Below are 2,196 nucleotides of genomic sequence, written 5' to 3'. Positions count from 1 at the left end.
ATCTCGTCGATGAAGATGATCGCGGGGGCGTTGCTCTTGGCCTGCTCGAACAGGTCACGGACCCGCGAGGCCCCGACCCCGACGAACATCTCGACGAAGTCCGAGCCCGAGATCGAGTAGAACGGGACGCCCGCCTCGCCGGCGACCGCGCGGGCCAGGAGCGTCTTGCCGGTACCGGGCTGGCCGTACAGCAGGACACCCTTGGGGATCTTGGCGCCCACCGCCTGGAACTTGCTCGGGTCGGAGAGGAACTCCTTGATCTCCTGCAGCTCCTCCACCGCCTCGTCCACACCCGCGACGTCGGTGAACCGGACCTGCGGGGTCTCCTTGGAGACCAGCTTGGCCTTGGACTTGCCGAACTGCATCACGCGCGAGCCGCCGCCCTGCATGCGGGACAGCAGGAACCAGAACAGCGCGATGATGATCACGAACGGCAGGAGCAGCATCAGCAGGCTGGACCACCACGTGGTCTGCGGCACCTCGGAGTTGAACCCACCGGGCGGGTCGGCGTCGACCACGGCCTGCACCACCGCGGGACCCTGCGGGGCGACGTAGTAGAACTGCACGTTCGTGCCGAGCTCGTCGTCCTCGTCGTCGGTCTCGGTGAGCGTGAGGTCCACACGCTGCTGGCCGTCGACGATCAGGACCTGCTCGACACGGCCCTCCTCGGCCAGGAGCTCCAGGCCCAGGGAGGTGTCGATGCGCTCGACGCCCTCCCGCATGAAGGACGACGCGGCGATCCAGAGGATCGCGACCGCCAGGACGATCCACAGGATCGGACCACGGGTGAGGCGCTTGAGGTTCATGGGCGACGGGGCCTGGCCCGATCCCTCCTGCTCGCGGGGGTGACTGCCGTGCACGTTACCTGGTGGAACCGCCCCACCCTGCCCCTGTTCGCCCAGGGCAGGACGCGCCGCCCTCCGGCCGGCCCCTCGGCCGAACCGTCAGTCGGTGTACACGTGGGGGGCCAGGGTCCCCACGAACGGCAGGTTGCGGTACTTCTCGGCGTAGTCGAGCCCGTACCCGACCACGAAGTCCGTCGGGATGTCGAAGCCCACGTAGCGCACGTCCACGTCGACCTTCGCGGCCTCGGGCTTGCGCAGCATGGTGGCGACCTCGACCGACGCCGGGCCGCGGGTGCGCAGGTTCGACAGCAGCCACGACAGCGTCAGGCCGGAGTCGATGATGTCCTCCACGATCAGGACGTGGCGCCCGGTGAGGTCGGCGTCCAGGTCCTTGAGGATGCGCACCACACCCGAGGACGTGGTGCCCGCGCCGTAGGACGACACCGCCATCCAGTCCATCTCGACCGGCAGGTGCAGACGTCGGGCCAGGTCGGCCATCACCATGACCGCGCCCTTGAGCACGCCCACCAGCAGGACCTCACGACCGGCGTAGTCGGCGTCGATCTGCGCGGCGAGCTCGTCCAGGCGCGTGCCGATCTGCTCCTCGGTCAGCAGGACCCGCTCCAGGTCCTGACCCATGTCCGCTGCGTCCACCGCTCACTGCTCCCTGTCGTCCTGACCGCCGCCGGTCGGTGAACCGGCCACGGTCAGCCTGCCACACCGTCTGCGCCCCTCGCCGCCACCGGGCAGCGCCACCGGACCCTGACCCCGCCAGTCCACGACCAGGGCGTCCAGGTCCAGCACGTGCCCCCGCCGCACCGCACCGCCCGGGACCCCCACCTGCGCGCAGGCCCGGTGCAGCACCCGGCGGCGCACCGCGGCCGGGTGGGTACCCAGGGCGGCGGCGTCCAGGTCCACCCGTCCGGCCCACCGTCCGAGCGTGACCCGACCCAGGACGTCCACGGCGAGAGCGTCCAGGACGTCGGCGTCCTCCCGCAGCTGGGCGGCGGTCCGCGCCAGGGCGGCAGCCACCCCCGGGCCCAGCACCTCCTCCAGCACCGGCAGCACCCGGTGACGCACCTGGCTGCGCAACGGGGCGCCACCGCCCCCGTGGTCGGTGGGATCCACCCACGGGTCCCACCCGTGCACCTGGCACACCCGCGTGGTCTGGGCCCTGGTCACCTCCAGCCACGGTCGACGAAGGACACCCCGGGACACCTGCATCCCCGCCAGGGAACGCGCACCCGACCCCCGGGCCAGGCCCAGGAGCACGCTCTCGGCCTGGTCGTCGCGCGTGTGACCGAGCAGGACGGCGGCCGCGCCGGTCCCCCGCGCCGCCTCGTCCAGGGCC

Annotated in this window: 3 protein-coding genes; all 3 read right to left on the bottom strand. The window is 71.7% G+C overall.

Annotated features, from left to right (window positions below):
• Positions 1-806, bottom strand: an 806-nt coding sequence (locus N869_RS14600; protein WP_035062807.1) for an ATP-dependent metallopeptidase FtsH/Yme1/Tma family protein, incomplete at its 3' end; no start/stop codon positions are given.
• A gap of 138 nt (positions 807-944) precedes the next feature.
• Complete coding sequence (hpt, locus tag N869_RS14595; protein ID WP_035062806.1) at positions 945-1,499, bottom strand: hypoxanthine phosphoribosyltransferase; 555 nt, start codon at positions 1,497-1,499, stop codon at positions 945-947.
• Between the two features lie 3 nt (positions 1,500-1,502).
• The coding region (locus N869_RS14590) for a tRNA lysidine(34) synthetase (protein ID WP_035062804.1) at positions 1,503-2,196 on the bottom strand (694 nt) is incomplete at its 5' end.

The sequence above is a fragment of the Cellulomonas bogoriensis 69B4 = DSM 16987 genome (assembly GCF_000767165.1).
Taxonomy (GTDB): domain Bacteria; phylum Actinomycetota; class Actinomycetes; order Actinomycetales; family Cellulomonadaceae; genus Actinotalea; species Actinotalea bogoriensis.
Note: the sequence above shows the minus strand (reverse complement) of the source record. Positions and strands in the feature narration are given on the sequence as shown.